Raw genomic sequence first — 23404 nt, forward strand, 5'->3', positions numbered from 1 at the left:
CAGCCAGCCGGCGGCGCATCGCATCATTGTACTGAAAGCACCATCCTGCCAACAGAGTATGATAATGACATTATCATGTTCATCACATGATTCGACAGCCCCGGGATCCGGCGCAAGCAGCGTGCCCGTCACGCCATCCGCACCGGTTTTCCGGCTGTACCCGCGAATCCGCGACGATCGAGCGAAGCCCTTATGCCAGCGCAGTACTTTCGAAACCTGACGGGAAAACACCGCAGCGCGACCGCGAACCGCCAGCTCGGGTTTTCGCTCGCGTTCGTCGCCGGCGCGGCCAATGCCGGCGGCTTTCTCGCGGTCAAGCAATACACGTCGCACATGAGCGGCATCGTGTCGGCGATCGCCGACCAGACGGCGCTCGGCGACGTGCGGCTCGCGCTCGCCGGCATCAGCTCGCTGGGGTCGTTCCTGATCGGCGCCAGTTGCTCGGCGATCCTCGTCAACTGGGGGCGCCGCCGCGGGCTGCACAGCCAGTTCATGCTGCCGCTGCTGGTCGAAGCCGCGCTGCTGTTGCTGTTCGGGCTGCTCGGCAGCCACCTCGCGCTGTGGGAAACGTTCTTCGTGCCGGTAACCGTGACGTTGCTGTGCTTCATCATGGGGCTGCAGAACGCGACGATCACGAAGCTGTCCGGTGCGGAAATCCGCACGACGCACATAACGGGCATCGTGACCGATCTCGGCATCGAGCTCGGGAAGCTGTTCTACTGGAATCGGTCGGCCATCGACGTCGACGCGCACGCGGTAATCGCCAACCGTTCGAAACTGAGGATACACGCGACGATGCTCGCGTCGTTCTTCATCGGCGGCCTGGCCGGCGCCATCGGCTTCAAGCATGTGGGCTACGTATCGACCGTGCCGCTCGCCGCGGTGCTCGTCACGCTCGCGATCGTGCCGGTGCTCGACGACCTGTTCGCGCTGCTGCGCAGCAAGCGCTGATCGTTCGCCACGCGCGGCGCTTGCTGCGCTTCCAGTGTCGAGCCGAAAGCGCATCGATTATAATTTGATTAACATACTGATCACTCTCGCCTCGTCATGGAAACGAAAACCGCCCGCCTGACCGTCCTGATCGATCCCGCGAAGAAAGAAGCCTTCGAGATGCTCTGCGCGGAGCAGGATCTTACGCCGTCGCAAGTCGTGCGGCAGTTGATCCGCGAATATCTCGACCGGCACGGCGTCACGTACAAGACCCGCAGCGCGATCGGCAAGCGCGTGAAGTAAGCGCGGCCGCAAAGGCGCGCGGCGCCGGCGCGGTAGCCACGGCGCCCCAGCCCCCCGCCACCGTTACGCGCCGATCTCCCAACGTTCGTGCGACTGCGCACGCCACACCAGCCGCCGCGGATCGATGCTCTCGCCGTGCTTCATCCGCCTCGCGGTGGCGGCCAGCTTGAGTTCCCCGGCCAGCGGGCACGCGAGCGCCCGCTCCAGCAGGATACGCAACGACGGCAGCCGGCTGCCGTCCTTCCATGCGAATGCAACGAAGTTGTTGTCGTCGCCGCACGGCACCAGCGCATACGACGAGCCGAATACCGATCGCAACTGCTCGAGGTGCTGCGGCAATGCCGGATCATCATCCATGAAGTTGATCGCGAGCACGCCGGCTTCGCTCAGGCGCGCGCGGCACGCATCGAGGAACGTGCCGCCCGTACAGCGGCCGCGCATGCCGTCGGCGACGAATGCATCGTGCAGGATCACGTCCGTGCACACATCCGCCCGTTCCAGATGATCGGCGCCGTCGGCGCAGATCACGCGAAAGCGTGCGTCATCGGCAGGAATCTTGAACACGTCGCGCAGCGCGATCACGTCCGGATTGATCTCGACCGCGTCGATCGACGTGCGGGGCAGGTGGCGGTAGCAGTACTTCGCGAGCGACCCGCCGCCGAGCCCGAGCATGCAGATGTGTGCGGGCTCGGCCTGCAGCAGCAGAAAACCCATCATCACGCGCGTATAGCCGAGCGCGAGCCGCACCGGATCGCGCAGCGACATGAAGCTCTGGGTACCGAGATGATCGAAGTGCAGCGAGACCGCGTGCTGCGTCTCCAGCACGAAGGGCCGGCCGTCGTTCAGCGGCGTCGCCAGGAACCTGACGAACGCGTCGTAGGAAATTCGATCCTCGGCCATGTGCGGGTAATCGGCTGACGAGCAGCGGCTGGAAAAACAGCGGATGAAAACGCGGATGCAACGGTCGCCTGGACCGTGCGCTCAGACCTTCTTCAGATAGCACGCCTTCAGCATGAAGCCGCCCATGTCGGTCTTGCAGTCGACTTCGTGATCGCCGCCGACGAGCCGGATGCTCTTGACCTTGGTGCCCATCTTCAGCGTGATCGACGAACCCTTCACGCGCAAGTCCTTGATCAGCACGACCGAATCGCCGTCCGACAGCACGTTGCCGTTCGCGTCCTTGACAACGTCGCCTGCCGGTTCGTCGCCGGCCTCGGCGCCGGCGTCGGCCGACCATTCATGGCCGCAGTCCGCGCACACGGTCAGCGCGCCGTCCGGGTAAGTGTTTTCCATCGCGCATTGCGGGCAGGCAGGGGCGTTCATTGCAGCTTCCATTCGGAGAGGGTTCGGGTCGATCGACGATGCCGGGCGAGCACATTGCGCGCCCGGAGGCGCGGCCGCTCGCCCCCGCCGGCAGTGCCACGGGCCGGCATCGGCGCACACGGCATTATAATACAATTCACATGATCTGGCCGATGCATTATAATCGTTCACTTCCGACAATCCGCGAACTTGAATGCGCCTTCGCAGCGGATGTCGGCACGTTCGCGCCGAATGGCGCGCGCAATCCGCCCGGCCGGCGCCCCGCGACCCTGCGGGAAATCGTGACACGCCGGCCGCCCGATGTCCGCAACACGTGCGCAACCGTGCACCGTGCATGTCGTGCACCGCCCCGCCCACCCGTCCGGAGGCTTTCCAGCATCGTGGCAACCGTTGTGTACGTTGAAATCGGCCCCGCATGGAACCGCAATCGCGGCCGTGCCGCGCGCGACGCGGCGGTCGACGCGGCACGCCGTTTCGACAGCGACATCCAGCTGATCGCGAACGGGCACCGCAGCAACGCAAAAGACAGCGGCGCGATCGCGTCGCTGCAGGTTCACGGCGGCACGTCGGCGCAGGTGCTCGCCACCGGCCCCGACGAGGAAGCGGCGCTGCACGCGCTGCTGCCGTTGCTGCAAGCAAGCTGACGCATGCGCCGACGATCCCGCGGCCACGCGCCGTCCATCCCGAAACGCCATTTCCCGAGGAAGCGATGAACGAGACTCTCACGCCCAACACCCCCAACCTGTCGGCCTCCGCGATCTGGGCGCTCGAACGCCTCGCCGATGTTCGCTACGGCCGCGACGCGCCGGCGCTCGGCTGGTCGATTGCGCGGGAGCTCGTCAACGCCGGGTTCGTCAGCCATCCCGCGCACGGGCGCTCCGGCGCGTCGATCACGGCCGAAGGGCGCTCCTTTCTGAAAAGCCGCAAGTAACCCCTGCCGGCGCCGGCGCGATCCCGCGTGGTGCGCGACTGCCGCCAGGCAGCGGGCCGCCCGCTCGCCGCAGCCGATGTTCGCGAAGGCGGTCACGACACGCATTCGCCACACGGCCGCGCACGGCCCGCATGCGTCCAGCGCCCCGCGTGACGCGCCAGCCCGCGACATCGTCACGCGAGCCGGTCCATGCGGGCACCGCCGAACCGCGGCCGGCCGCGCGATGCGCACGCCACCCCGATGCGGGCGGGGAATTGCGTCCGCATCGCCGTTTACGCGGTATCGTACGGGACCCAAGCGCGGCGCCCTGCGTCGCCGTCCTTCCTCATGGAACGCCCGATGACAATCAGTGCCGTGCCACCCGTCTCGTCCCCGCCCGTTCTCGACACGCCACGCCTGATCCTCGAAGGCCACCCGCTCGGCGACTTCGACGCACTCGCCGCGATGTGGGCGGAGCCCGGCGTCGTCGCGCACATCTTCAACGGCACGCCTTCCACGCCGCGCGACTCGTGGATGCGCATGCTCGCGTATCGCGGGCTGTGGCCGCTGCTCGGCTATGGGTACTGGGCGATTCGGGAAAAGGCGTCGGGCCGGTATGTCGGCGATCTCGGCTTCGCGGATTTCCACCGCAACATCGAGCCGTCGATTCGCGGCGTGCCGGAGGCCGGCTGGGCGCTGGCGACGTGGGCGCAAGGCAATGGCTATGCGACCGAGGCGCTCGCGACCGCGCTCGCATGGCTCGACGCGCAGCAGCGATTCGAGCGCAGCGTGTGCCTGATCGCGCCGACCAACGTCGCGTCGATCCGGGTCGCGGAGAAAGCCGGTTACGGCGCGCCGCAGCGCATCCGCTTCAACGACGCGGAGTCGCTGATGTTTTCGCGCAAGAGTCGATAGGTTTGGCGAACCGGCGGGCGAGTCAGTCGGCGGCCGGTTCGTAGCAATGCACGAAGAGGCCGTCGTCCATCGGCCAGCAGTTACCGCATTCGTCGCGCAGGATCCAGTCGCCCGGCTTCACCGAACGCCAGCCTTCCGGCGTCGCGACCGCCCACCCGCCGTGACGGCGCTCCACCCGTTCATGGTCGCCGTCGGCGAACCACCGCGTTGCATCGACGCGACCGGTGCGTTTCTTGAATTTCATTCCACCACCGAAGGAAACGAATCTTAGTGTCGCGTGGCCGCGGCGCCGACATCGGGCAACCGCTGCTGCGCCCTCAGTGCGTTCGTTGCCAAGCGGGTTTCGTGCAATGCTTTCCAGCCCTCCGCGATCAGCGCCTCCAGCGTGTCGCGCGCGACCGTGGAGATCCGAACGTCCATCTCCTGCACCTTCATCAGCGCCGACACGACCGCGGCCGGTTGATTGGGTGCAAGCGCAACGATGAACGCCGAACGCATCTCGGCGGCCCGGACGGCCTCGTTCCAGTCGGCACGCACCACCGCGGCTTCGATGGCGTGCGTGAATGCATCGAGACGCTGGACGACTTGCAACGGCGTCATGTCGTTTCCCCGTGAATGTTTCGTACTGTCCGCTTGCGGGCACCGTCCGGAGCCGGCGCGGCGTCGATTCGACCCACGCGCATCCGGTTCCGCACGCGAGCAGCATGACGCGACGTGCCATCGAAGCAGCCAATCGATGCGAGCGGGAAACAGATGCAATCGCAGTATGCGACGCGCGTCAGTCAGGTTCGGGAATTGTAGTGAGCAGGATGCCCGGACGTCGGTAATATTTTGTAATGATATGTCGACTAACCTTGTCTGGCCTGGGTTCGGCCGGGACGAGCGAGGTGCGCGGACGCCGGACCGACGCAAACGTTTTCGTCTGAAGGATGCCTGCTCGCGCATCGTCGCGAGCGCCGCGCCGGATCTCGCATCGACCCGTTTCGGCCGCACGCGCGGCCCCGCCTCGCTCACCCCGCGCGTTCCGCCCGGCGGCGGCGATCCCCCCATAGCTAAGCTCACCGAACGATCCAGAATTCACCACATTCCGCTGGAATGTTGCGCAGTATCATCCACGTCGCTTCGGCTACGACGCGTTCGGACTGGGCCTGACCGCTCGCCACCTTCCCGTTTTGCCCCTTCGTTTAGCGATGCCCATCCGAATCCGGCTCGTCGAAGACGACGTCCCACTGTCCGCGCTGATCGCCGATTATCTGCGCAAGCATCATTACCTGGTGGAAACGCTGTTCGACGGCGCCGGCGCGGTGCCGGCGATCGTCGCGAGCCGCCCCGACCTCGTGCTGCTCGACGTCAACCTGCCGGGCAAGGACGGCTTCGAGATCTGCCGCGAAGCGCGCATGCACTACGACGGCATCGTGATCATGGTGACCGGCCGCGACGAGCCGTTCGACGAATTGCTCGGCCTGGAACTCGGCGCGGACGACTTTCTCCGCAAGCCGGTCGAGCCGCGCCTGCTGCTCGCGCGGATCAAGGCGCAGTTGCGGCGCACACGCGTGCCGACGGGCGACCCCGTGCCCGATTCTCCGCAGCGATACGTATTCGGCAAATTTTCGATCGACCGGACCGACCGCCGCGTGCATCTTCCGGACGGCAGCATGCCGCGCCTGACGTCGACCGAATTCGACCTGCTGTGGGCCCTCGCGTGCCGCGCGGGCGAGGTGGTCAGCCGGGAAGACCTGACGCTGCTGCTGCGCGGCATCGCGTTCGACGGCCTCGATCGTTCGATCGACGGCCGCATCTCGAAGCTGCGCCGCAAGCTGCGCGACGACGCGAACGAACCGAAACGGATCAAGACCATCCGCTCGAAGGGCTATCAGTTCAGCAAGCACGCGTGGGATTGAGACCGCGCGAGCGCGACCCGGGAGGTCCGGCCCGCGCTCGCGGCTATCGCGCGCGGGCCGCATCCGTACGCGTACCCGCGTCCGTATCCGTGCCCGGGCCCGCCTGCCATCCGCCGCCGAGCGCCTTGTACAGCGCGACGAGATCGGTGGTCGTCTGCAACGCGCCCTGCTCGGCCTGCTGCCGGCCCTCCGACCATTGCCGCTCGGCGTCCAGCACGTCGAGGAACGGCGACAACCCCTTCCGGTACCGATCGCGCGCGAGGTCCAGCGCGCCCTGTTCGGCCCGCACCGCATCGTCGAGCGCGGCCGCGCGAGCCTGGTCGGTGCGGTACACGGCCAGCGCATTGTCGACGTCGCGCAGCGCGACGAGCACGGCCTGCCGGTAGGCAAGCGCCGCTTCGGCCTGGCGCGCCTGCGACAGCCGCAGGTTCGACACGAGCGCGCCGCCGGAAAAAATCGGCAGCGATACGGCCGGCCCGAACGCATAGAACAGGTGCGACCAGTGCGCGAGCTCGCGCACGTGCGACGCGCGCAGGCCGACCTGCCCCGTCAGGGAAATGTCCGGATAGAACTGCGCGACCGCGACGCCGACGTCGGCGGTGGCCGCATGCAGCTCGGCCTCCGCGCGGCGGATGTCGGGGCGCCGGCGCGCGAGCGTCGACGGCAGGCCGACCGGCACGGTCGGCGGCACGTCCGGCAACGCGCGCGGCGCGGCAAGCCAGTCGTCGAGCGCGCCCGGCGCGCCGCCGACCAGATACGCGAGACCGTTGCGCAACAGCACGATCTGCTGGTCGAACTGCGGCAGTTGCGCGCGGATCTGCGCGAGCCGCGCGTCGGCGCTGCGCACGTCGAGATCGCTCGCGAGACCGTGCGCGGCCTGCTCACGCGTCAGGTCGAGCAGTTCGCGCTGCGCGCGTTGCAGATCGTCGGCCAGCGCGCGCTGTGCTTGCGCGCCGCGCAGTTGCAGATAGGTTTGCGCGACTTCGGCCTCGAGCGACAGCAGCGCATCGTCGCGGCTCGCGACCGCCGCGCTCGTCTGCGCGCCGGCTGCTTCGACCGAGCGGCGCACGCGGCCGAACAGATCCAGCTCCCACGATGCGTCGAACCCGGCCTGCCACAGGTTGACCGGCGATTCGAGCGCATCGAGCGCGCCGCGCGCGCCCTGCTGCACGCGTGCGCCGGTGCCCGGCCCGAACCGGTCGAGCGGCGAGCCCGGCGCGCCGAGACGATCGACGCGCTGGTCGATGCCCTGCTCCTCGACGATGCCTTTCAGGCCGAGCTGCTCGCGCTGGTAGCTCGCATTCGCACGCACGTCCGGCAAGCCCTGTGCGGCGGCCGCGCGGACCTGCGCGCGCGCCTGCGCGATGCGCAGTACGGCCGCCTGCACGTCGAGGTTGTCGTGCGCCGCGCGCTCGACGAGCTGGTCGAGCAGCGGATCGCCGAACGCGCGCCACCAGCGCGGATCCGGATCGGCATCGACCGTCGGCGACGACCGTGCGGCCACGCCGGACGCGGGGGCCGCCGCCTGCCCGTCCGCCCGCATCGCATGCCAGGTGTCCGGGACGTCCGCTTTCGGCGGCTTGTAGTCGGGGCCGACGGTGCAGCCCGCGACGATGGCGCATCCCGCGAATAACGTCACCGCGCGGCACACGATGGGGTGAATCAGGCGGCGGCTACGATTGTCCCGATGCATGCGCATGTCAATGCCCTCCCGCGCCGCCCGCGGCCTTCGCCGGCGAAAACAGGAACGTCAGCGGAATGCTGAACGCGCAGAACACCGCGAGAATCGCGAACACGTCGATATACGCGAGGATCGTCGCCTGCGCGATGAACGTCTCGTACAGCCGCCCGGTGGCCGTCTGCAGCGCGGACGACGGCGGCGCGCCCGTCAGCGCGCCCACCGTGCGCGCGTTCTGCTGCAGCGCATCCTGGAAGTTCTGCGACAGCGTCGACATGTGCGTGGACAGATGCGCCATGCGCGCCTGCGTGCGCTCGCGGATCAGCGCGGTCGACACCGAGATGCCGATCGAACCCGCGACGTTGCGGAACATCGTGAACAGCGCGGACGCGTCGTCGTTGAGCCGCTGCGGCACGGTCAGGTAGGCGAGCGTCGTGATCGGCACGAACATGAAGCCGATCGCGAGCGACTGCGCGCACCGGATCATCATCAGGTGCGTGTAGTCGATGTCCGGCACCAGCGTGCGCGAATAGATCAGCGAACCGCACAGCAGCACGAAGCCGAACCCGACCAGATAGCGCGTCTGCACGTGCGGCATCAGCCGGCTCACGAGCGGAATCTCGAGCGTGATCAGCAGCGCGCCGGGCGACAGCACGAGCCCCGCGAGCGTCGCCGTGTAGCCGAGACGCTGCTGCGCGAGCTGCGGCACGATCACCGCGCTGCCGTACAGCACGGCCGCGAAGGTCGCGATCGTCACGCAGCCGAGCGCGAAATTGCGGTCGCGCAGGCACGACAGGTCGACCACCGGCTTCTTCGTGCGCAGCAGCCACAGCGTCGCGCCGATCAGCCCGAGCGCGGACAGCACGGCGAAGACGCGGATGAAGTTCGAGCCGAACCAGTCTTCATCCTCGCCGCGATCGAGCATCACCTGCAGGCAGCCGAGCCCGATCGCGATCAGCCCGATGCCGATGTAGTCGATGGAAATCCCGCGTTCGGCGCCGCGCCGCCACGGCGGATCTTCGACGAGCTGCATCACCGCGAGCACGGTGAGCGCGCCGATCGGCACGTTGAGCAGGAACACCCAGCGCCACGAGAAATGGTCGGTGATCCAGCCGCCGAGCGTCGGCCCGAGCACCGGCGCGACGACGATCGCGATCGCCGAGATCGAGAACGCGCGGTTGCGCTGCGCGGGCGGGAACGTATCGAGGATGATCGACTGCTGGTTCGGCTGCAGCCCGCCGCCGAACAGCCCCTGCAGCACGCGGAATACGATCAGTTCGCCGAGGTTGGTCGCGACGCCGCACAGGAACGAGCACACGGTGAACGCGGCGATGCACAGCAGGAAGTAGCGCTTGCGGCCGAGCAGGCGCCCGAGGAACCCCGAGATCGGCAGCACGATGCCGTTCGCGACAAGATACGACGTGAGCGTCCAGGTCGCCTCGTCGTAGCTCGCCGACATCGTGCCGGCGATGTGCGGCAGCGCGACGTTGACGATCGTCGTGTCGAGCACTTCCATGAACGCGGCGAGCGTGACGACGATCGCGATGAGCCACGGGTTCGCGGCGGGACGCCACGCGCCATCGGATGCGCCGCTGCGGTCGGGCGGCCGGTTCATCGGCGGGCCTCGCGATGCAAGAACGGCATGCGGGTATCGGGCATCGGATCGCTCCGGTCGAAACCGGCCGCGGCACGGCGGCCGGTCATTTCAGGTGGACGGTCGGCACGGCCGACAGGCCGAGACCGAGCGGCGGACGGTTCGGCAGCGGGCCGTCGAGCACGATCTTCACCGGCACGCGCTGCACGATCTTCACGAAATTGCCGGTCGCGTTCTCGGTCGGGAATGCGGAGAAGCGCGAGCCGCTGCCGAGCTGGATGCTGTCGACGTGGCCGTGCAGATCGAGATCGGGATACGCGTCGACCGACACGTCGACGCGGTCGCCGACGCGCATCCGCTCGAGCTGCGACTCCTTGAAATTCGCGGTGATCCACACGCGCGGCGTGACGATCGAGAAGATCGACGTGCCCGCTTGCAGGAACGAGCCCAGTTGTACGTTGCGCCGCGTGACCCAGCCGTCGGACGGCGCGCGCATCTCGCAATACGACAGGTTCAGGTTGGCCGTCTCGAGCTGCGCGCGCGCCTGCAGCACCTGCTGGCGGCGTTCCTCGACGGCCGTCTCGGCCTGCCGGATCTGCTGCGGCACGAGGCTCGCGGTGCGCGCCTGCGCCTGGGCCATCGCGACGTTCGCGTCGGCGGTCGCGCGCTGCGCGTCGGCCGCGTCGATCGCCTGCTGCGAGGTTGCGCGCGCATCGACCGCCCGCTGCCGCGCCTGCGCGGCGAGCGCCTGTCGATACGCGGCTTCCGCCGATTCGATCTGCGCGCGCGCCTGCCGGTACTGGGCCGGATACTGCACGCGTGCGATATCGAGCTGCACGCGCGCCGCGTCGAGCTGCGCCTGCGCGAGGCCGAGCTGCGCCTGCGCCGCGTCGACCTGTGCGCGGTAGTCGCGCGGATCGATCTCGACGAGCACGTCGCCGCGCCGCACGAACGTGTTGTCGTCGACCGCCAGCCGCGTCACGTAGCCGGACACGTGCGGCGCAACCGCGACCGCGTTGCCGTCGGTGTATGCATCGTCGGTGCTCTCCTGGTTGCGCGTCGCGAACCACCATACGAGCCCGCCGACGAGCAGCACGAACACCACCGCCCCGAGGATGATCAGCGGCTTCTTGCCCGGCCGCTTGTGTTCGCCTTCGCCGTTGTCGCCGTCTCCGTCGCCGCCGGTGCGGCCGCCGCGATCGTCGTGCGGATGGTGATCGCCGCCACCGCCGCCCGGCGCGTCGGTCGGCCGCTCGCCGTTGCCGTCCGGCGTGGCGCCCGAGCCGCCGGCGCCGGACTGGCCGTCGCCTGCCCGCGCGACGGCGGGCGGCCGGCGCTCGAACGCCGGCCAGGGCACGCGCAGCGGCGTCGACGGTACGACGCCGGCCATCGCCGGCGCAAGCGCGTCCGGCGCGCCGGCGCCGTACCGACCGGACGTCAACGCGCGCCGGAACACGACGCCGAATCGCTTACGAACGGATAACGGGCACAAGATCGCATCGGGCATGAAACGGGGCTCCAGGCGGCGGGCGCGGGCGTCATTGCCCGCGCCGGCCTCAAGCGCGCGGTCAAGCAAACAGCGGGCCCGGCCACGTGCTTCGTTCGACCGCGGCACGCCCGATGCGTGATGCGTACGCATCCACCGCCCCGACAGGACGCCCGAACCATGACACGCTCGACCTCACTCGACACCGATACACGCGACGAGGATCGCGGCGACAGCACGCCCGGCCCCGAGGGCAAGCGCCGCGGCACGACCACGCCGCCGCCGCGCAGTGCGCACGACCCCGCCGAAGGCAAGCCGGTCGGGACGGAAAACGGGACGCCGCCGCGTCGCGCGCCGTCCGGCGAACACGGCGACGCGTGATCGCCGCGCGTCGCGCTGTCCGTCCGCCCTGCTGAAGCGGCCGCACGGAACGGCGGCAGAAATGACAAGCCGTTGAAAATTCGCGGACGGCGATCGACGAGTTCGCCCGAATCGTTCACACGCCGTCCTGCGTGAGCACGACACAGGAACGCACATTGCGGCACAGGCGGATGGATCTTTCAATCACCGGCCGCCTGCCCTGCATGACGCTACCCGACCCGTCCGATTTCCCTGTTCGCGCGGTGCCGCTCGCGCCGCTGGCGAAGGAACGCGCCACGATCGTTTGCCTGCGCAACCGGCGCGTGCTGCTGGTTGCCCGCGGGCGATCGTCGCGCTGGACGCTGCCTGGCGGCGTGATCCGGCGCGGCGAATCGGCGCTCGACGCCGCGCATCGCGAACTGCGGGAGGAAACGGGGCTCGCCGATCTCGAACTCGCATATTTCTTCTACGTGGACGGCAGCGTGAAGCGCCATCACGTGTTCGTCGCGAACCTGCCGCGCGGCGCGCATGCGTGCCCGGGCCGCGAAATCGCGCTGTGCCGCTGGGTCGGCATCGACGCGGTGTCGCACTGGCCGGCAAGCGCGCCGACGCAGCGCATCATCCGTCAGTTCGCGGGCCTGTGCACCGCCAGCGGCTTGCAACCTGACGCGCTCACGCGTCCTTCGTCTCGTTGAGCCCGGCGACCGGCGGCTGAGGATCGCGCGCGAGCCCTTGCGCGAACACCTTCAACCCTTCGAGCAGCGGCGTCAGCGCATCCCACAGCGCCTCGTCGTGCAGCAGCCGATAGACGCCGCGCACGCCGGGCGCGACATGCTCGTGCTGCGCCGGCTGCCACGCGCCCACGTGATGGAGCGCGTCGGCCGCCGCGAATGCGGCGCGACCGAACTGTTCCGGCGGAATGCGCGACAGCGCCGTCACGAGCATCGCGAGATTCTGCATGCCGCTCTGCATGCCGGGCTTGTCGAGCGCGGCGACGAACGTGTCGGCGAGCCGCGCGTTCGCGCTGACGACCTCGTTCGCGAAGCGCAGGAAGCCGTGCCGATGCAGGCTGCCGAGCAGGTGTTCGAGCGCGTCGTGCGCGCCGGGCTCCGGCTGCGGCGGCATCGTATCGGGGGGCGGGCGTTCGGTCATGGGCTTGCTCCGGTTGAGGCGCCACGCCAGACGGCCGTCGTACCGGCAGCCGCGGTGCGCCGAATGCGTGTCGTACGCGTTCGCCGGCCCCCCGCCGGGGCGGGCAGCCGCGGCCGCGTCAGTGCGAATGACCGTGCGGCGGCGCCTTGTATTCGCTGCGCGCGCCCATCGCGTCCTCGACGTGATGCACGCCATGCAGCGCGGCGACGCCGTCGATCAGCGCCTGCCGTTCGGCCTCCTCGACCTGTCCGGTCAGGCACACGTTACCGTGCTCGACGCTCACGTCGATGTCGCGCGGGCGGCCGACCAGGTGGCCGAGCGCCGCACGCACGCGCTCGGCGACCTGCACGTCGTCCGCATCGCCCGCGAGCCAGTCGGCCCGCAGGCCGGCGATCGCGCCGCGCGCATGGTCGGCCGCCCGCTTCACCTGCGTATTCGCATAGTCGGCCACGCCGTGCCGGCCTGCGACCGCCTTGTCGCGCAGATAGGCGCGACGACGCCGGCCGGACGACGGATCGAGGAAGTACATCGCGGCCGCCCCGCAGGCGACGGCCACCGCGAGATTCAACAATGGATTCGAAGGCGTTCTGGCGTTCATGGTGGCACCCTAGGCAATACCCGGGACGACCGGGCTTCGTTTCGACGTGCAGCACGTGCCGTTCCCCGCTGCGAGCGCCGCGTACACGCGGTCGCGCCGCGATGCGGCGCCGGAAACGACAAGCGTTTGAAAAATCATCGGGCGCGCATCGCTCGATCGGCCCTTCAGGCGATCACGATTCGGGCGGCGTGTCGGCCGTTTCCGCGCGCTTCCCGCCCGGCTCGTCGTCGCCGCGCTCGGCCGCGCGCTGCGCCATTTCGACGTAGGTCTGCGCCAACGCGCGCAACTCTTCTTCCGACGCATCCTCGATCCCGATCAGCCGGTCGCTCGCCGCGCGCGTGACCGCGAGCAGTTCGTCGAGCTTCAGGTGCAACGCCACGCTGTCGCGATTCTGGTTGCGCTGCAGCAGGAACACCATCAGGAACGTGATGATCGTGGTGCCGGTATTGATGACGAGCTGCCACGCGTCGGAGTAATGAAACACGGGCCCGCTCGCGAGCCACAGCACGGTGATGGCGACCGCGCTGCCGAATGCCACCGGCGAGCCTGCCCAGGTCGTCACACCCGATGCAAAACGTTCGAACGCGCGGGTGACGGCGTGTCCGGCCGGCCGGGAACCGGCGCCGGGCTCGCACGTCGTGTCGCGACGATCGCTCGGTGGTTCGTTGGGTTCGCGCATGAATGCCTCCGGATTCGATGGTCTGTCTGAATACACGCATGAACCGCCGCAGCGCCCGCCACGAGTCGGTCGCAAGCCGGCGGCTTGGGGGTCGGTCCCGTGCGCGCCGTCGACACAAGCATCACGCGTGCCCGGCCCGAACGCCCGTGCGCGCCTTACCGGGGCGCGTGCGTGTCCTCGTCGTCCGGGAAATAGCGCGTGTCGGTCAGTTGCGCGATGCCGTCGAGATCCGGAAAGATCGTCGCGATGCTCACGCCGACGCCCGCGAGCTCCTGCCGGATCGTCGCGAACCGCGCGCCCGGCACGACGATCCGAATGAGGCGACCGGCGAGGTCCGCATGCTCGTCGAGCGGCACGAAGCGCTCGGCGCCGGCGTCGTAGCAGTGGATCGTGAACCAGCCATCCTGCGCGGTGATCCTCGGCATCACGTGGCGCGGCCGGAACACCTTCGTGCGCGTGACCTGCAGCGGCGCGCGCCGTTCGGCGGCGGTCGCGATGTCGTCGGCGTCGTGCGACAGGCACCACACCACGCCGTCTCCGCCCGATTCGCTCGCGCGCCTGACCGCGAACCACAGCGCGGCCAGCGCGTTGCCGGACCAGTCGAGCAGACGCGTGCGCATCCCGTGCTGCTGCGCGAGCGCGAGCCAGTCGCACGCATCGAGGTTCTGCCCGGGTTCGAGATGCGGCAGCGCGCGCCGCGTGAATTCGTCGAGCATCCGCGCTTCGACGTCGGGCGACGCGCGCTGCCGCGCGATACCCGGCACGAGCGGCCAGCCCGCGTTGCACTGGCCGCGAAAAAGCCGCAGCGCCATCGTCTGCCGCTGCGCGCCGATCACGGCCATGTAGTCGGCCACGCTGTCGATCGAGCGATCTTCGGCCACACGCTTATCGTCCATGCATCGTGCCTCCTGCCGCGGCTGCCCGGGCTCGCGGCCATCGCGTCGGCGCGGGTCCGGGAGCGCCGCTTGCCGGATGCCGAACCGCCGGACCAGCCGGCTGCGTATCGACGTATCGCATCGCGGTTCACGGCGCCTTGCCGCGCTCCTTCTGCCAGCGCTCCATCAACGCGATCTCGTCGCGCTGCGCGGCGACGATCCGGCTTGCGAGCTGCCGCAGCGTCGGGTCCTTGCCATATTTGAGTTCGACCTGCGCCATGTCGATCGCGCCCTGGTGATGCGGCGCCATGTGCGCGACGAAATCGCGGTCGGCGTCGCCGGTGTACGGCGCGCTCTCCATCGCTTCCATCATCTTTCGATCGGCGCGCTTGAACGCCTGCGTGGACGTGTCGGGCACGCTGGCGGGGTTCGGCGGGCGCAACTGTGCCGCCGCCGACAGCGCCGACGCGCACGCGGCCAGCAGCGCGCAGGCCGCACAGCGGCGTATGAATGAACGGTTGAATGCAGGCATGAGACGATTCCTCGACAAGAAGGTGAATGGATCGCGTGCGGCATCGTCGCTCGTACGCACGCGCCGTATCGGCCGCCGGCGCGGCCGCGCCGCGCGCTTCACCGCCATCGCGCACGCGCATGCGCGTCGCCGCGTGCGACCAGCGTCCGGATGCGGTCGGCGGTGCGGCACGCGATCGCCTGGATCGTCAGCGACGGATTCACGCCGCCGACCGTCGGAAACACCGAGCCGTCGCACACCCACAGGTTCGGGATGTCCCAGCTTCGGCAGTCGGCGTCGACGACGCTCGTCGCCGGGTCGTCGCCCATCCGCACGGTGCCGGCGAGATGGCACGTGTCGTCTTCCTCGTGCCAGATGTCACGCGCGCCGGCCGCTTCCAGCGAACGCCCCATCTGCGCGAGCGCATGGCGGATCATCCGGCGGTCGTTGTCGTCGTACGAATAGGTGACGCGCGCGACCGGCAGCCCGAACGCGTCGCGCTCGTCGGCGAGCGTCACGCGGTTGTTCGCGCGCGGCAGCGTCTCGCCGACGATCTTCAGGCCGGCCTGGAAGTTGTAGCGCGCCATCTCGCGCTTCAGCGCATCGCCCCACAGCCCGCGCGCGGCAACCTTGCGCGCCCATTCGATCGGCAGCGGCCCCTGGCTCATCCAGCAATAGCCGCCGAAGAAATCCTTGCCTTCGTCCGCGTAGTTCCAGTGCTCGGTGATCGACAGCGACGGCGGCCCCTTGTACCAGCGCACTTCGTCGTCCATCGTCCCCCACGACGCCTGGTTGAGCTGCGCCATCAGGTAGCGGCCGACGAGGCCCGAACTATTCGCGAGCCCCTGCGGATGCCGCCCGTTCGCGGACAGCAGCAACAGGCGCGGCGTCTCGATCGCATAACCGGCGACGACGACGTTGCGTGCGCGCTGGAACCGGGTGCGGCCGTCGCGCCGGTAGTGCACGCCGGTCACGCGGTCGCCTTCGGCGTCGATCCGCAGCGCCATCGCGAGATCGCGCACTTCGGCGCCGGCCGCGACCGCCCGCGGTATCCACGTGACGAGCGCGCTCTGTTTCGCGTTGGTCGCGCAGCCGGCGATGCAGAAGCCGCGATACACGCACGGATGCGCGCGGCCGCGCGGCGCGGACAGCGTCGCGAGCGGCGTCGGCGTCCAGTCGATGCCCATCGCCTCGGCGCCGCGCGCGAGCACGAGCGCGGCCGCATTCAGTTCGTGGGCGCGATACGGATAGCGCGGCCGCGGCGGGCCCCACGGGTAGTTCACCGGCCCGCTGATCTTCAACGCCTGTTCGACCTCGCGGTAGTAGCGCCACATCTCGCGCCAGTCGAGCGGCCAGTCGACGCCGTAGCCGAGCGCGCTACGCGAGCGAAACCACTCGGGCCGGAAGCGCAGCGACACCATCGCGAAATGCACGGTGCTGCCGCCGATCGCCCGGCCGCTGTTGTTGGTGCCGAGCGTCAGCGGATCGGCGCCGTCGCAGATCCGCTCGTCGGTCCAGAACAGCTTGTGCTGATGCGTCTCGTCCGACGCGAATTCCTCCAGCGGCCGCCACCAGGCGCCCGCATCCAGCGCGACGACCGAGAAACCGTATTCGGCGAGCTTGCACGCGAGCGTGCCGCCGCCGGCGCCGGTGCCGACGATCACGAAGTCGACCGCGTCGTGGTCGCGGAACATCCGCATCGGCGACCACCCGCCGACCCGCAACGGATCGGGCGCACGACCGTCCCGGCCGCGCGGTGTCGGAGCGGACAGCGGTTCATCGGCGGCCATCGCGATCGCCCTCCTCCGTGCGCATTTCCGCTTCCCATGGGTCGCGGCGGTTGAAGTCCATTCGCACGTAGCCTCGCGGGCTCGCGGGGCCGCCGAAGCCGATTTCGTTCCATGCGAACGGATGCCCGTAATACGCGCCGCAGATATCCGTCAGCACGCGCTTCATGAAGAACGTGTGCGGGTCCATGCCGGCCCAGGCCGGCGCCGCCTGCGGATCGACGTCGCCTTTCTGGACCGCGTGCAGCAACGCATCGGCGTCGCGCGGGCCAAGCGCCGCGAACGGGCAGCCATGCGCGTGCCGCGCCATCGCGTCGAGTGCGGCGAGGCCCGTCTGCCAGGCGGCGCGCAGCGGCGGCAGGCGTGCATCGCGATAGCCGTCGCCGTCGTCGGCCGCGAGCCGCGCGTCGACCAACGCGGCGGTCGGGATCGCGCCCGCGCCGCCCGGTTGCTGCGGCACGATGCGCGCGCACAACGCCGCGAGCGTCGCAAATCGTTCGGAATCCAGATAGCGCGGCGCATTGGCCGCGATGCGCAGACGTGCATCGATCGCACGCCGCGTCGCATCGTTCCACGACGGCGAGTCGCGCTTGGCGAGCACGTCGTAGCCCGGATAGCGCGGCAACGCAACCGGCTTGCGGCGTGCATCGCTCATGACGCCTCCCGTTCGGCGAGCGCGGTCGCGGCGAGCCCCGCGATCGCGAGCGCGGTGAAGCTCGGCGGCGCCGGCAGCGGCGGGCCCGATAGCAGGTTCTGCGACCAGTTGCGCCAGCCGCCCATCTGCCGCGCGATGCCGCGCGCATGGAACGCGACGCCGACGAACCCGAGCACGGCCGTCGCGCGCAGCCACCCGCGGCAGAAGCGCCGCTCGGCGCGCGGACGCGACAGCGCCAGTTGCGCGGTCGCCAGCGCGGCCACCGGCGGCACCACGACCGGCGCGAACATCGCGCGATGCTGGAACGCGCCGCGAAAATGCAGCAGCGCCACTTCGCCGAGCGTGCCGACGAGGCCCGCCGTGACCAGCCCGGCCAGCGCGCGCCCGGCCGGCAGTCCGGCGAGCCGCGGCGCGCCGGCCGGGCTCTCGCGCAGCCGCTCGCCCGCCGCGCCCAGCACGCCGGACAGCACAAGCGCGAACGGTGCGCCGAGCGGTGCGCCGTAGAACAGGTTGTGCCAACTGAAACCGCCCGGCCGCTTCGTCACGTTGTACAGGTGGAACGCAGAGCCGGCGACGCCCACCGCGGCCGACGCGACGTGCACCGCGTCGCGCAGCCGGTGGCGCGCGGGCGTGTCGTCCGCATGGCCGTGCACGCTGGCGATCACCGACAGTGTCGACATCGCGAGCGGCGCAAGCATCGCGCGATTGTGAAAGGCGCCGCGATAATGCTCGACGCCGCTGTCGGCGAGCACCGAGCCCGCCAGCAGCAGCGCGCTGCGGTTCAACAACCGTGCGGCGTCGGCCAGCAACCGGTCACGCTCGGTGGCGCGATGTCGGGGGTGTCGCATCGTTTCTCCTCGTCGGTATTCAGCGCGCGAAATCCCGCAGATCGGCGGCGCGCAATTCCAGGCCGAGCCCGGCGCGCGTCGCATCGATTTCCAGTGCGCCGTCGACGAGCGTCGGCGCGCCGTCGAACAGCATCCGCTCGACGCGGACATGATCGTGAAACCATTCGACGTGGCGCAGGCGCGGCGCCGCGCAGCCGACGTGCCGGTGCAGCGCGGGCGCGCAGTGCGCGGACAGGTCGACGTGATACGCATCGGCCAGCGCCGCGGCCGCGAGAAAACCGCTGACGCCGCCGCAGCGTGTCGCGTCGGCCTGCAGCACGTCCACCGCGCGACATTCCAGCAAGCGGCGGAAATCGTCGGGCGTATACGCGTACTCGCCGGCCGCGACGTCAACCCCCGGGCCGACGTGCTCGCGCACGAATCGCAGCCCCGCGACGTCGTCGCTGCTGACGGGCTCCTCGAACCAGCGAATGTCGCAATCGGCGGCGGCCTGCGCGAACGCGAGCGCGGTACGCGGCGTATACGCGCCGTTCGCATCGACGAACAGGTCGACGCCTGGCCCGAGCGCGTCCCGTGCCGCGCGCACGCGCGACGGATCGCGCGCATCTTCCACACCGATCTTGATCTTGCACGCGCGCACGTGCTCGGCGCGCCAGCCGTCGAGTTGCGCGGCGAGCGTCGGCGCAGCGTAGGTCGTGAAGCCGCCGCTGCCGTACACCGGCACGCGTTCGCGCAGGCGGCCCAGCAGCACGGCGAGCGGCACGTCGGCGAGCTTCGCCTTGGCGTCCCACAGCGCGACGTCGAGCGCCGAAATCGCGGTCGCCGCGATCCCGCCGCGGCCGACGTTGCGCACCGCGCGCCACAGCGCGTCGACCGCGGCCGGGATGTCCACCACCGGCCGCTTGCGCAACACACTGGCCAGCATCGACGTCACGAGCGGCACGGCACTCGCGTCCGTGTACGTATAGCCGAGCCCCGTCACGGGCCCCGCGTCGATCTCGACGACGACGACCGTCGTCGCGGTCCACGCGTAGGTGCCGTCGGCTTCGGGCCGGTCGGTCGGCACGCGGTACGCGCGGGCGCGCACGTCGTCGATCGCCGGCGCGGCGGAAAGTGCCATCGTTGCGCTCCGGTCAGCTTGCTATTGGCTTGCCAGCATCGCGTGCAACCGATGTGCCCGACGCCACGCGAGGCGGCACGTGCCTTGCGCGGCCCCTCGCATCGGCTCATCCCGAACCAAGGAGAAACGGCATGGCGACAGTGGCGGATTTCATCGTCGAGCGGCTGTACGACTGGGGCGTGCGCCGCATCTACGGCTACCCCGGCGACGGCATCAACGGCTTTTTCGGCGCGCTGAACCGCGCGGACGGCAAGATCGAGTTCGTCCAGGCTCGCCACGAGGAGATGGCGGCCTTCATGGCGTCCGCGCATGCAAAATTTACAGGCGAGCTGGGCGTGTGCGTCGCGACGTCTGGCCCCGGCGCCGCGCACCTCGTGACGGGCCTCTACGACGCGCGGCTCGACCACATGCCGGTGCTCGCGATCGTCGGCCAGCAGGCGCGCGCGGCGCTCGGCGGCCACTACCAGCAGGAGGTGGACCTTCCGGCGCTTTTCAAGGACGTTGCAGGCGCATTCGTTCAGCTTGCGACGGTGCCGGGCCAGGTGCGCCATCTGGTGGACCGCGCGGTGCGCACCGCGCTCGGTGCGCGCACGGTCACCGCGCTCGTGCTGCCGAACGATCTGCAGGAACTCGACTACGCGCCGCCGAAGCGCGCGCACGGCACGGTGCATTCGGGGGTCGGCTATACCGCGCCGAAAGTCGTGCCGTATGCGGACGACCTGCGACGCGCGGCCGACGTGCTCAACGCGGGGTCGAAAGTCGCGCTGCTGGTCGGCGCCGGCGCGCTGAAGGCGACCGACGAGGTCATCGCGGTGGCCGACCGGCTCGGCGCTGGCGCCGCGAAAGCGCTGCTCGGCAAGGCCGCGCTGCCGGACGATCTGCCGTGGGTCACCGGCTCGATCGGGCTGCTCGGCACCAAGCCGAGCTACGAGCTGATGACCGAATGCGACACGCTGCTGGTCGTCGGCTCCGGTTTTCCGTATTCGGAATTCCTGCCGAAGGAAGGCCAGGCGCGCGGCGTGCAGATCGACCTGAAGGCCGACATGCTGAGCCTGCGCTACCCGATGGAAGTCAATCTGGTCGGCGACAGCGCCGAGACGCTGCGCGCGCTGCTGCCGCTCCTGAACGAGCGTCGCGACACCGCATGGCGCGACCGGATCGCGAAATGGAACCACGACTGGCACGACACGCTCGCGGCGCGCGCGGCCGCGAAGGCCAGCGCGGGGCGCGGCGTGAACCCGCAGCGCGCGTTTACCGAACTGTCGCCGCGCCTGCCCGACGACGTGATCCTGACGAGCGATTCGGGCTCCTGCGCGAACTGGTATGCGCGCGACCTGATGATGCGGCGCGGGATGATGGGCTCGCTGTCCGGCGGGCTCGCGTCGATGGGCGCCGCGGTCCCCTACGCGATCGCCGCGAAGTTCGCGCATCCGGTGCGCCCGGTGATCGCGATGGTCGGCGACGGCGCGATGCAGATGAACAACATGGCCGAGCTGATCACCGTCGCGAAATACTGGCGCCAGTGGCCCGACCCGCGCTGGATCTGCATGGTGCTGAACAACGAGGACCTGAACCAGGTCACGTGGGAGCAGCGCGTGATGGAAGGCGACCCGAAGTTCGACGCATCGCAGCAGATCCCGAACGTGCCGTACTACCGCTTCGCGACGCTGCTCGGCCTCAAGGGCATCTACGTCGACGATCCGGACCAGCTCGGCGCCGCGTGGGACGAAGCGCTCGCGTCCGACCGGCCGGTCGTACTCGAGGTGAAGAGCGACCCCGAGGTGCCGCCGCTGCCGCCGCACGTGACGCTGCAGCAGGCGAAGCATTTCGCCGAAACCCTGGTGAAAGGCGATCCGCGCGAGGGCAACGTGATCGTCGAGACCGCGCGGCAGGTGTTGTCGGCCGTGCTGCCCGGCAATGGCGAACACGGCGACAAGCGCGGCAAGGGAGGGAAAAGCGAATCGTAAGCAAGCGGCGCGTGCGGGACGGCGCGACACCCTAGCCGATGTCGACGTCGTCGCGCCCGTCGCCCTGCAGCGCGAGCGCCGCGTTCACGAGCCCGACCTGCGCGAGCGTGAACGGAAAATTTCCGCACATCCGCCGCGCCTTCACGTCATATTCCTCGGCCAGCAGCCCGACGTCGTTGCGCAGGCCGAGCAGCCGCTCGAACAGCGCGTGCGCGTCGTCGTCGCGCCCTTGCATCCGGTACACCTGCACGAGCCAGAAGCCGGCCGCGACAAACGCGCCTTCGTCGCCTTCGCAGCCGTCCTCGAAACGCGGCGGCCGATAGCGGAATGGCAAGCCGTCGTCCATCAGCTCGCGCTCGATCGCGGCGACCGTCGCGGCGACGCGCGGGTCGGACGCATCGAGCATCCCCGTCAACGGAATCAGCAACAGGCTGACGTCGATGCCGTCGCCGTCGAAGCGATCGACGAAGCGGCCGAGTGTGGCGTGATAGCCGCGCTCGAGCACCTCCGCACGCACCGCGTCGGCCCAGCGCCGCCACACGTCGAGCGGCGCGTGGTGGCCGAAGGCGCGCGCGGAGCGGTACGCGCTTTCGACCGCGGCCCACACCATTACCTTCGACGACGTGAACGGATGCCGGCCGCTGCGCACTTCCCAGATGCCTTCGTCCGGCTCGCGCCAGATCGTCGCCAGATGTTCGAGCAGGCGCCGCTCCAGCACCCACGCGTCGTCGTCGGGCGGCAGCCCATGCCGGCGCGCGTGGTACAGCGCGCCGAGCACCTCGCCGTACACGTCGAGTTGCAACTGGTCGGCTGCGGCGTTGCCGAAGCGCACCGGCCGCGCACCTTCGTAGCCGGCCAGATGCACGGCGTCCCACTCGGCCGCGCGCCGGCCGCCGTCGGCTGCATACAGCACCTGCAGTTGCGACGGATGATCGGCGATCGCACGCACGAGCCAGTCGCGCCAGCGCGCGGCTTCGTCGCGATAGCCGCAGCGCACCAGCGCGCGCAACGTGAAACTCGCATCGCGCAGCCAGCAGAACCGGTAGTCCCAGTTGCGCGCGCCGCCGAAGCGCTCGGGCAACGAACTGGTCGGCGCCGCGACGATGCCGCCGGTGCGCACGCTCGACAGCAGCTTCACCGTGATCAGTGCGCGCTCGATCGCGTCGCGATACGGGCCTTCGGCGGCGTTGCAATCCGACCAGCCGCGCCAGAACACCTGCGTATCGTGCAACGATGCGTATGCACCGGGCACGGCCGGCGCCGGGTCGAACGAGCGCGCATAACTGATGCAGAAATCCACCCGCTCGCCCGCCGCGATCCGTCGTGTGCCGACCAGCCGGTCGCTCTGCACGTCGAGCCGCGCATCGGTGTCGAGCCACATCGCATCGCCGCCCGTCATCATCCGCCAGCGGCGGCCGAAAGGCCGGCACCACGGCAGCGCGTTGCCGTAATCGAAGCGCACGCCGAGATCGACATCGACATCGACCGTCCCGCGCTCGCCGCTCACGCTGCGGATCAGGCACGGATCGCGCGCGTTCCAGCTCATCCAGTCGGTAATCGAGATGCAGCCCGACGACGTTTCGAACGTCGTTTCGAGGATCGCGGTGCGCGGCAGATAGCGGCGTGTCGTGCGGGCATCCTGCTCGCGCGGCGCAATCCGGAACCGGCCGTTGTCCGGCGTACCGACGAGCGCGGCGAAACACGGCGGCGAATCGAAATCCGGCCAGCACAGCCAGTCGATGCTGCCGTCCCGCGCGACGAGCGCCGCGCTGCGGCCGTCGCCGACGAGCGCGTAATCCTCGATCCGCATCG

The 23404-nt window shown here is 69.6% G+C and carries 26 protein-coding genes; 9 read left to right on the forward strand and 17 right to left on the reverse strand.

All coding sequences use genetic code 11. The features are described 5' to 3' along the window. The first annotated feature begins 192 nt into the window (after positions 1–192). Positions 193–951: a YoaK family protein gene (locus tag A9Z05_RS03770; RefSeq protein ID WP_069616929.1), complete on the forward strand. Its 759-nt coding sequence runs from the start codon at positions 193–195 to the stop codon at positions 949–951. 96 nt (positions 952–1047) lie between these two features. Continuing rightward, entirely contained in the window at positions 1048–1233 is a 186-nt protein-coding gene (locus A9Z05_RS03775; RefSeq protein ID WP_006489181.1) for a ribbon-helix-helix protein, CopG family, read from the forward strand. 63 nt (positions 1234–1296) lie between these two features. On the opposite strand, the gene A9Z05_RS03780 is transcribed toward A9Z05_RS03775, so the two are convergent. Both A9Z05_RS03780 and A9Z05_RS03785 read right to left on the reverse strand, forming a co-directional pair. After that, positions 1297–2133, reverse strand: coding sequence for a spermidine synthase (locus A9Z05_RS03780; protein ID WP_069616930.1), 837 nt, complete (start codon positions 2131–2133; stop codon positions 1297–1299). Positions 2134–2214: 81 nt separating this feature from the next. Next, the gene (locus tag A9Z05_RS03785) at positions 2215–2568 is read right to left on the reverse strand and encodes a zinc ribbon domain-containing protein YjdM (protein ID WP_006498247.1); all 354 of its coding nucleotides are present in this window, start codon (positions 2566–2568) and stop codon (positions 2215–2217) included. A 128-nt stretch (positions 2569–2696) separates the two neighbouring features. On the opposite strand from A9Z05_RS03785, the gene A9Z05_RS37500 reads away from it, so the two are divergent. From A9Z05_RS37500 to A9Z05_RS03800, 3 genes are all read left to right on the forward strand, one after another. Beyond that, positions 2697–3200, forward strand: a complete 504-nt coding sequence (locus A9Z05_RS37500) for an HPr family phosphocarrier protein (protein ID WP_249190451.1) — start codon at positions 2697–2699, stop codon at positions 3198–3200. Positions 3201–3265: 65 nt separating this feature from the next. Beyond that, the gene (locus A9Z05_RS03795) at positions 3266–3487 is read left to right on the forward strand and encodes a hypothetical protein (RefSeq protein WP_050017811.1); all 222 of its coding nucleotides are present in this window, start codon (positions 3266–3268) and stop codon (positions 3485–3487) included. 327 nt (positions 3488–3814) lie between these two features. Then, complete coding sequence (locus A9Z05_RS03800) at positions 3815–4381, forward strand: GNAT family N-acetyltransferase (protein WP_069616932.1); 567 nt, start codon at positions 3815–3817, stop codon at positions 4379–4381. Between the two features lie 22 nt (positions 4382–4403). On the opposite strand, the gene A9Z05_RS03805 is transcribed toward A9Z05_RS03800, so the two are convergent. Next, positions 4404–4625 carry a hypothetical protein gene (locus A9Z05_RS03805; protein ID WP_069616933.1) on the reverse strand — a complete coding sequence of 74 codons (222 nt, stop codon included), beginning with the start codon at positions 4623–4625 and terminating at the stop codon, positions 4404–4406. 23 nt (positions 4626–4648) lie between these two features. Further along, positions 4649–4981, reverse strand: coding sequence for a hypothetical protein (locus A9Z05_RS03810; RefSeq protein WP_069616934.1), 333 nt, complete (start codon positions 4979–4981; stop codon positions 4649–4651). Positions 4982–5571: 590 nt separating this feature from the next. Between A9Z05_RS03810 and A9Z05_RS03815 the strand changes: the two genes are divergently transcribed. Continuing rightward, on the forward strand, positions 5572–6282 hold the full coding sequence (locus tag A9Z05_RS03815) for a response regulator (RefSeq protein ID WP_069616935.1): 711 nt from the start codon (positions 5572–5574) through the stop codon (positions 6280–6282). 43 nt (positions 6283–6325) lie between these two features. Here A9Z05_RS03815 and A9Z05_RS03820 read toward each other — a convergent pair whose 3' ends face one another. The 3 genes from A9Z05_RS03820 to A9Z05_RS03830 all read right to left on the reverse strand — a co-directional run bounded on the left by A9Z05_RS03820 (position 6326) and on the right by A9Z05_RS03830 (position 11061). Next, entirely contained in the window at positions 6326–7981 is a 1656-nt protein-coding gene (locus A9Z05_RS03820; RefSeq protein ID WP_141723344.1) for an efflux transporter outer membrane subunit, read from the reverse strand. A gap of 1 nt (position 7982) precedes the next feature. Then, a complete protein-coding gene (locus A9Z05_RS03825; protein ID WP_069616936.1) occupies positions 7983–9575 on the reverse strand; it encodes a DHA2 family efflux MFS transporter permease subunit in 1593 nt (530 codons plus the stop codon). Between the two features lie 85 nt (positions 9576–9660). Further along, positions 9661–11061: an HlyD family secretion protein gene (locus tag A9Z05_RS03830; RefSeq protein ID WP_069616937.1), complete on the reverse strand. Its 1401-nt coding sequence runs from the start codon at positions 11059–11061 to the stop codon at positions 9661–9663. Between the two features lie 159 nt (positions 11062–11220). Here A9Z05_RS03830 and A9Z05_RS03835 point away from each other — a divergent pair, with 159 nt between their 5' ends. Both A9Z05_RS03835 and A9Z05_RS03840 read left to right on the forward strand, forming a co-directional pair. Next, the gene (locus A9Z05_RS03835) at positions 11221–11421 is read left to right on the forward strand and encodes a hypothetical protein (protein WP_069616938.1); all 201 of its coding nucleotides are present in this window, start codon (positions 11221–11223) and stop codon (positions 11419–11421) included. A gap of 203 nt (positions 11422–11624) precedes the next feature. Beyond that, positions 11625–12095 (forward strand): NUDIX hydrolase, encoded by a 471-nt coding sequence (locus A9Z05_RS03840; protein WP_069617013.1) that lies wholly within the window; start codon positions 11625–11627, stop codon positions 12093–12095. Here the strand turns inward: A9Z05_RS03840 and A9Z05_RS03845 are convergent. The 9 genes from A9Z05_RS03845 to A9Z05_RS03885 all read right to left on the reverse strand — a co-directional run bounded on the left by A9Z05_RS03845 (position 12073) and on the right by A9Z05_RS03885 (position 19625). Continuing rightward, positions 12073–12552: a hypothetical protein gene (locus A9Z05_RS03845; RefSeq protein ID WP_069616939.1), complete on the reverse strand. Its 480-nt coding sequence runs from the start codon at positions 12550–12552 to the stop codon at positions 12073–12075. The two genes, A9Z05_RS03840 and A9Z05_RS03845, sit on opposite strands and share 23 nt — an antisense overlap. A 118-nt stretch (positions 12553–12670) precedes the next feature. Continuing rightward, the gene (locus tag A9Z05_RS03850; protein ID WP_069616940.1) at positions 12671–13150 is read right to left on the reverse strand and encodes a BON domain-containing protein; all 480 of its coding nucleotides are present in this window, start codon (positions 13148–13150) and stop codon (positions 12671–12673) included. Between the two features lie 172 nt (positions 13151–13322). Beyond that, positions 13323–13829, reverse strand: coding sequence for a low affinity iron permease family protein (locus tag A9Z05_RS03855; RefSeq protein WP_069616941.1), 507 nt, complete (start codon positions 13827–13829; stop codon positions 13323–13325). A 155-nt stretch (positions 13830–13984) separates the two neighbouring features. Further along, complete coding sequence (locus tag A9Z05_RS03860; protein ID WP_069616942.1) at positions 13985–14725, reverse strand: FRG domain-containing protein; 741 nt, start codon at positions 14723–14725, stop codon at positions 13985–13987. Positions 14726–14852: 127 nt separating this feature from the next. Beyond that, complete coding sequence (locus A9Z05_RS03865) at positions 14853–15236, reverse strand: DUF305 domain-containing protein (protein WP_069617014.1); 384 nt, start codon at positions 15234–15236, stop codon at positions 14853–14855. A gap of 98 nt (positions 15237–15334) precedes the next feature. Continuing rightward, entirely contained in the window at positions 15335–17005 is a 1671-nt protein-coding gene (locus A9Z05_RS03870) for a GMC family oxidoreductase (protein ID WP_069616943.1), read from the reverse strand. Continuing rightward, the gene (locus A9Z05_RS03875; protein WP_069616944.1) at positions 16992–17657 is read right to left on the reverse strand and encodes a gluconate 2-dehydrogenase subunit 3 family protein; all 666 of its coding nucleotides are present in this window, start codon (positions 17655–17657) and stop codon (positions 16992–16994) included. Before A9Z05_RS03875 ends, A9Z05_RS03870 begins: the two co-directional genes overlap by 14 nt. Beyond that, positions 17654–18505, reverse strand: coding sequence for a hypothetical protein (locus tag A9Z05_RS03880; protein WP_069616945.1), 852 nt, complete (start codon positions 18503–18505; stop codon positions 17654–17656). Before A9Z05_RS03880 ends, A9Z05_RS03875 begins: the two co-directional genes overlap by 4 nt. A gap of 19 nt (positions 18506–18524) precedes the next feature. Next, positions 18525–19625 (reverse strand): enolase C-terminal domain-like protein, encoded by a 1101-nt coding sequence (locus A9Z05_RS03885; protein ID WP_069616946.1) that lies wholly within the window; start codon positions 19623–19625, stop codon positions 18525–18527. A 131-nt stretch (positions 19626–19756) separates the two neighbouring features. On the opposite strand from A9Z05_RS03885, the gene A9Z05_RS03890 reads away from it, so the two are divergent. Beyond that, positions 19757–21592 carry a thiamine pyrophosphate-requiring protein gene (locus A9Z05_RS03890; protein ID WP_069616947.1) on the forward strand — a complete coding sequence of 612 codons (1836 nt, stop codon included), beginning with the start codon at positions 19757–19759 and terminating at the stop codon, positions 21590–21592. 31 nt (positions 21593–21623) lie between these two features. On the opposite strand, the gene A9Z05_RS03895 is transcribed toward A9Z05_RS03890, so the two are convergent. Next, complete coding sequence (locus A9Z05_RS03895; RefSeq protein WP_069617015.1) at positions 21624–23402, reverse strand: glycoside hydrolase family 15 protein; 1779 nt, start codon at positions 23400–23402, stop codon at positions 21624–21626. Between the last annotated feature and the right edge of the window lie 2 nt (positions 23403–23404).

This window comes from Burkholderia sp. A2, assembly GCF_001729305.1.
Classification (GTDB): Bacteria; Pseudomonadota; Gammaproteobacteria; order Burkholderiales; family Burkholderiaceae; genus Burkholderia; species Burkholderia sola.